This is a genomic window from Staphylococcus americanisciuri (genome assembly GCF_024814435.1).
Lineage (GTDB): Bacteria > Bacillota > Bacilli > Staphylococcales > Staphylococcaceae > Staphylococcus > Staphylococcus americanisciuri.
The window spans coordinates 23,065-29,064 of sequence record NZ_JANUXY010000016.1 but is presented as its reverse complement, the minus strand read 5'-3'; the positions used below and the strand labels follow the sequence as shown (position 1 = coordinate 29,064).

General features: G+C 40.7%; 3 protein-coding genes and 3 pseudogenes. 3 read left to right on the top strand and 3 right to left on the bottom strand.

Annotated features, from left to right (window positions below; all coding sequences use genetic code 11):
- Window positions 1-172 (top strand): annotated as a pseudogene (locus tag NXS11_RS10765) (phosphopentomutase); the annotation flags it as partial.
- A gap of 440 nt (window positions 173-612) precedes the next feature.
- A pseudogene (locus tag NXS11_RS11020) lies at window positions 613-724 on the top strand (KxYKxGKxW signal peptide domain-containing protein); the annotation flags it as partial.
- A gap of 397 nt (window positions 725-1,121) precedes the next feature.
- Here the strand turns inward: NXS11_RS11020 and NXS11_RS11015 are convergent.
- From NXS11_RS11015 to NXS11_RS11005, 3 genes are all read right to left on the bottom strand, one after another.
- On the bottom strand, window positions 1,122-1,331 hold the full coding sequence (locus NXS11_RS11015; protein WP_306345073.1) for a hypothetical protein: 210 nt from the start codon (window positions 1,329-1,331) through the stop codon (window positions 1,122-1,124).
- 921 nt (window positions 1,332-2,252) lie between these two features.
- The gene (locus tag NXS11_RS11010) at window positions 2,253-2,612 is read right to left on the bottom strand and encodes a hypothetical protein (RefSeq protein WP_306345072.1); all 360 of its coding nucleotides are present in this window, start codon (window positions 2,610-2,612) and stop codon (window positions 2,253-2,255) included.
- A gap of 111 nt (window positions 2,613-2,723) precedes the next feature.
- Window positions 2,724-2,894: a hypothetical protein gene (locus NXS11_RS11005; protein WP_306345071.1), complete on the bottom strand. Its 171-nt coding sequence runs from the start codon at window positions 2,892-2,894 to the stop codon at window positions 2,724-2,726.
- Between the two features lie 766 nt (window positions 2,895-3,660).
- Between NXS11_RS11005 and NXS11_RS11155 the strand changes: the two are divergent.
- Window positions 3,661-4,860, top strand: a pseudogene (locus NXS11_RS11155) (hypothetical protein); the annotation flags it as partial.
- Window positions 4,861-6,000: the final 1,140 nt, after the last annotated feature.

Here is a 6,000-nt window from a genome sequence, read left to right as displayed (position 1 = left end):
GACAGATCACACACGCGAATATATTCCGGTGTTGTTCTACAGCCCGAAATTTAACGGTGGCACAGCCCTCGATGGTGATACAACATTTAGTTCTATTGGTGCGACAATCGCTGATAACTTTGGTGTGACATTACCAGAATTTGGACGTAGTTATTTAAATGAATTGAAATAGTAGACAAACCTCTATCACGAAAAATGGTAGAGGTTTTTGTGTTTATAGAATTATCTATCAGTTGTTAAAAGTTGGTTTTGTAGCCTTTTAAAATCTGTAATAAATACCGTGTAATAAGTAAAAAATACCATCATATGTAAATGCTATAATCTTAAATAATCAAACATCCCTAAACAAAAAAGTTGGAAATAGTTACAAGAAGTTGTTTTTTGAGGGAGTGATGCCTTTTATAGTTCATATGCTTAAAATTTTTAGATGACTATAAATTGAATGTGTTACTCCTAAAATGATGAATCAACATAATAAATTGCGCGCTATTTTGTAGCGTGTTTTTTATTAGTTGGTACACAAAGATAAAAAATGATGTTGGTATTTTCAATAAGTATCAAGCGAATAGGGAGATGTTGATTGTCTAAATAAATTTTGATGGGAGTTTTGTAATGACTAGGAAATTTAGGGAATTCAAGAAAAGTCTTGGCGAAGAAAAAGCCCGAGTCAAACTGTATAAATCGGGAAAAAATTGGGTTAAATCAGGTATTAAAGAGATACAACTGCTCAGAATGCTAGGACTATCTATGCTAACGGATAAGGTTGATAAAGAACAAGATGAGGCAGTTGGATTGGGTAATGCTATGAAACGCAATGTCCTTAAAACAACAGCTGTCACAGGTGGTTTGTTTACAGTTAACATGCTACACGATCAACAAGCACTTGCAGCATCACAAACACCCATTACTTCAGAACTGACAGCACAAAGTCAGACTGTTGGTGATCAAACATCCGCTACAATCGAGAGATCACAAGTGACAACAGATAGTGAAACGACAGATTTGGCAGATAGTATGAGTGCGCATACTGATAGCGAGACATCTGAAAAGAGTAAAGATGTGGAAGCTTCAGAAAGTCAATCAGTTGCAAGCGCATCAACTTCAACAGATGATCAAAAGAGTCAATCTGTTTCTGAGTCTGAAAGTAAAAGCACATCTATTTCAGAAAGCCAAAGTAATTCAATATCAACAAGTGAAAGTACATCAGTATCAGAAAGTAAAAAATCTACAGCATCAGAAAGTAAGAAAGCAAAAACTTCAGGCAGCAATGCTACATCAGCGAGCCAAGAAGTACATGACAGCAATGTACAGTCAAATGCTACAAACAGCATGACATCAGCTGAAACCTCTACTTCACATTCAACATCTATGTCTACAGTTATCAAATCAGATTTGAAAAAATTAACTGGCTCATTTTTCCGTTCTGTAAACCAATCTGTTTTAAGAGCTGCATCAGTACCAGCGGAACAAGTTTTTAAAGGTACAGGTTATGATACGTTTTATAGACAAAATATTTATTATCAATTAAAAGTGACAAGTGATGGCAAAAAACTAACATTCCAATATGTTGTATCATATGACAATCCAGATACAACAACGATTGAGAAACATCCGGTACCTAATAGAGTTTCTGTTACAACTTCACATGACTCTTTATTGCCGATGTTACATTTAGGTAATGGGTATGGAACGCCATCTGGTGTTAAAACAGGCGTAAGTGAACCTGGATATAACGGTGTGTATAAAACACGACCAGCAGCTCAGACTTATGGCATTAATAGCGCTGGTAATGGTAATTATTGGTGGGATGCACCTATATTGTCTGGCTTTTTTGCTAAAGATGGTGCTGGTTTGACATCAACATTTACAGTGCCAATCAAAAATACATCAGGTGATTTGTCATGGCGTTTCACACCGTATGCAACTCAAGATGATACATCTGTAGGTCGTGTGAATTATTTTAATGGCAACGTAAGTGGAACAGAGCCAATTTCAAGTGCTTCACAAAGTCAATCACAGAAATTGAGTGAGACACAAGCAAGTAAATCAGCAAGTCAATCAAAACGATTAAGTGAATCAATGGCATCAGCGAGTCGCTCAACAAGTCAGTCACAAGCATCGGCGAGTCGCTCTACGTCGCTGAGTGCTTCAACAAGCAAGGTGACAGCATCAACAAGTACATCGACAAGTAAATCAGCGAGTGCGTCACAGGCGTCAGCAAGCCGGTCAACATCATTGAGTGCTTCAACAAGTCAGGCAGAAGCATCAACAAGTACATCGACAAGCACAAGTAAATCGGTAAGTGAGTCCCAATCATCAGCGAGCGCATCAACGTCGTTAAGTGAGTCAACAAGTAAGTCAATATCATTGAGTGAATCAGAAAGTACGTCGACAAGTACAAGCCAATCAGTAAGTGAATTGCAATCATTAGCGAGTGAATTGGCATCATTGAGCGCATCAACAAGTGAGTCGACTGTATTAGCAAGCACATCAACAAGTGCAAGCCAATCGGCAAGCGAGTCCCAATCATCAGCGAGCGCCTCTACATCGTTAAGTGAGTCAACAAGTAAATCAACATCATTAAGTGAATCAGAAAGTACGTCGACAAGCACAAGTAAATCAGCGAGTGAGTCTCAATCATTGAGCGAATCAACAAGTAAGTCGTCATCGTTGAGTGAATCAGAAAGTGCATCGACAAGCACAAGTAAATCGGCAAGTGAGTCTCAATCATCAGCAAGCGCATCTACATCTTTAAGTGATTCAACAAGCCAATCAGCTGCATCAGAAAGCATGTCGACAAGTACAAGTAAATCAGCGAGTGAATCTACGTCATTGAGTGAGTCAACAAGTAAGTCGTCATCGTTGAGTGAATCAGAAAGTGCATCGACAAGCACAAGTAAATCAACGAGTGAGTCTCAATCATTGAGCGAATCAACAAGTAAGTCGTCATCGTTGAGTGAATCAGAAAGTACGTCAGCAAGCACAAGTAAATCGGTAAGTGAATCACAATCATCAGCGAGCGCCTCTACATCGTTAAGTGAGTCAACAAGTAAGTCGTCATCGTTGAGTGAATCAGAAAGTGCATCGACAAGTACAAGTAAATCAGCGAGTGAGTCTCAATCATTGAGCGAATCAACATCATTGAGTGAGTCAACAAGTAAGTCGTCATCGTTGAGCGATTCAGCAAGTACATCGACAAGTGCAAGTGAATCGGCAAGCGAATCACAATCATCAGTGAGCACATCCACATCGTTAAGTGATTCAACAAGCCAATCAGCTGCATCAGAAAGCACGTCGACAAGCGCAAGTAAATCGGCAAGTGAATCACAATCATCAGCGAGCGCATCCACGTCGTTAAGTGATTCAACAAGCCAGTCAGTTGCATCAGAAAGCACGTCAACAAGTGAAAGTAAATCAGCAAGTGAATCACAATCATCAGCGAGCGAATCCACATCGTTAAGTGGTTCAACAAGTGAGTCAACATCGTTAAGCGAGTCAGAAAGCACGTCGACAAGCACAAGTAAATCAGCGAGTGAATCAGCATCATTGAGCGAATCAGAAAGTGCATCGACAAGCACAAGTGAATCAACATCGTTGAGTGATTTAACAAGCCAGTCGGCCGCATCAGAGAGCAACTCCGTATCAGGAAGTGCGAGCACATCAGAGTCAGAGGGTAACTCATTATCAGTAAGTACAAGTGAGTCAATGTCGTTGAGCGATTCAGCAAGCACATCAACAAGCGCAAGCGAATCGGCAAGTGAATCGCAATCATCAGCAATCGCATCTACATCGTTAAGTGATTCAACAAGTAAGTCGTCATCGTTGAGTGAATCAGAAAGTACGTCAGCAAGCACAAGTAAATCGGCAAGCGAATCCCAATCATCAGCGAGTGAATCAACATCATTAAGTGATTCAACAAGCGAGTCAATGTCGTTAAGTGAGTCAGCGAGCGAATTAACATCATTAAGTGGTTCAACAAGTGAGTCAACGTCGTTAAGTGAGTCAGAAAGTACATCGACAAGCACAAGCAAATCTGCAAGTGAGTCAGAATCATCAACGAGTGAATCAGCAAGTACATCAGAGTCAGAGAGTGCTTCATTATCATTAAGTGCGAGCACATCAGAATCAGAGAGCAACTCAGTATCAGGAAGCGCAAGCACATCAGAATCAGAGAGTAGCTCATTATCAGGAAGCGCAAGCGAATCAGCGTCAGAAAGCAGCTCATTATCATTAAATGATTCCACGTCGTTAAGTGAATCAGAAAGCACATCAACAAGCGCAAGTGAATCGGCAAGCGAGTCTCAATCATCAGCGAGTGAATCAACATCATTAAGTGGTTCAACAAGTGAATCAACATCGTTAAGCGAGTCAGAAAGTACGTCAGCAAGTGCCTCTACATCTTTAAGTGATTCAACAAGTGAGTCCATATCATTGAGCGATTTAACAAGTCAGTCGGTTGCATCAGAGAGCAACTCATTATCAGGAAGTGAAAGTACATCAGAATCAGAGAGTGCCTCATTATCAGGAAGTGCGAGCACATCAGAGTCAGAGAGTAACTCTTTATCATTAAGTGCAAGTACATCAGAATCAGAGAGTAACTCATTATCATTAAGCACAAGTACATCAGAGTCAGAGAGTAACTCGTTATCAGTAAGCACAAGCACATCAGAATTAGAGAGTGCTTCATTATCAGGAAGCACAAGCGAATCGGCAAGTGAGTCACAATTATCAGCGAGCGAATCAACATCATTGAGCGGTTCAACAAGTGAGTCAACATCATTAAGCGAATCAACAAGCCAGTCGGTCGCATCAGAGAGTAACTCATTATCAGGAAGTGAAAGCACATCAGAATCAGAGAGTAACTCAGCATCAGGAAGTGAAAGTACATCAGAATTAGAGAGTGCCTCATTATCATTAAGTGCGAGCACATCAGAGTCAGAGAGTGCTTCATTATCAGGGAGCACAAGCGAATCAGCGTCAGAAAACAGCTCATTATCATTAAATGATTCAACAAGCGAGTCAATGTCGTTGAGTGAATCAGAAAGTGCATCGACAAGTGAAAGTAACTCAGCAAGTGAATCATCATCATTGAGCGAGTCAACAAGTAAGTCGTCATCGTTGAGCGATTCAGAAAGCACATCAACAAGCGCAAGCGAATCGTCATCATTGAGCGAGTCAACAAGTAAGTCGTCATCGTTGAGTGAATCAGAAAGTACGTCGACAAGTACAAGCCAATCGGCAAGTGAATCACAATCATCAGTGAGTGAATCAGCATCATTAAGTGGTTCAACAAGTGAGTCAACATCATTAAGCGAATCAACAAGCCAGTCGGTCGCATCAGAGAGCAACTCATTGTCAGGAAGTGAAAACACATCAGAGACAGAGAGCAACTCATTGTCAGGAAGTGTGAGCATATCAGAATCAGAGAGTAGCTCAGTATCAGGAAGTGCAAGTACATCAGAATCAGAGAGTAACTCAGCATCAGTAAGCACAAATGCATCAGAGTCAGAGAGTGCCTCATTATCAGGAAGTGCAAGTACATCAGAGTCAGAGAGCAACTCAGCATCATTAAGCGCAAGTACATCAGAGTCAGAGAGTGCCTCATTATCATTAAGTGCAAGTACATCAGAGTCAGAGAGTAGCTCATTATCAGGAAGCACAAGCGAATCAGCGTCAGAAAGTAGCTCATTATCATTAAGTGAATCAACAAGTGGATCAACGTCGTTGAGTGAATCAGAAAGTGCATCAGCAAGCACAAGTAAATCAGCGAGCGAATCAACATCATTGAGCGGTTCAACAAGTGAGTCAACATCATTAAGCGATTCAACAAGCCAGTCGGTCGCATCAGAGAGCAACTCGTTATCAGTAAGTGAAAGCACATCAGAGTCAGAGAGTAGCTCATTATCAGGAAGTGAAAGTACATCAGAATCAGAGAGTGCCTCATTATCATTAAGTGCGAGCACATCAGAGTCAGAGAGCAACTCATTATCAGGAAGTGCG

What these genes read in the sequence shown, in the direction of transcription:
- NXS11_RS11015 (WP_306345073.1), bottom strand. Translation starts at nt 1,331, where the DNA reads ATGCTGTTTGTAGCATTTGACTGTACATTGCTGTCATGTACTTCTTGG.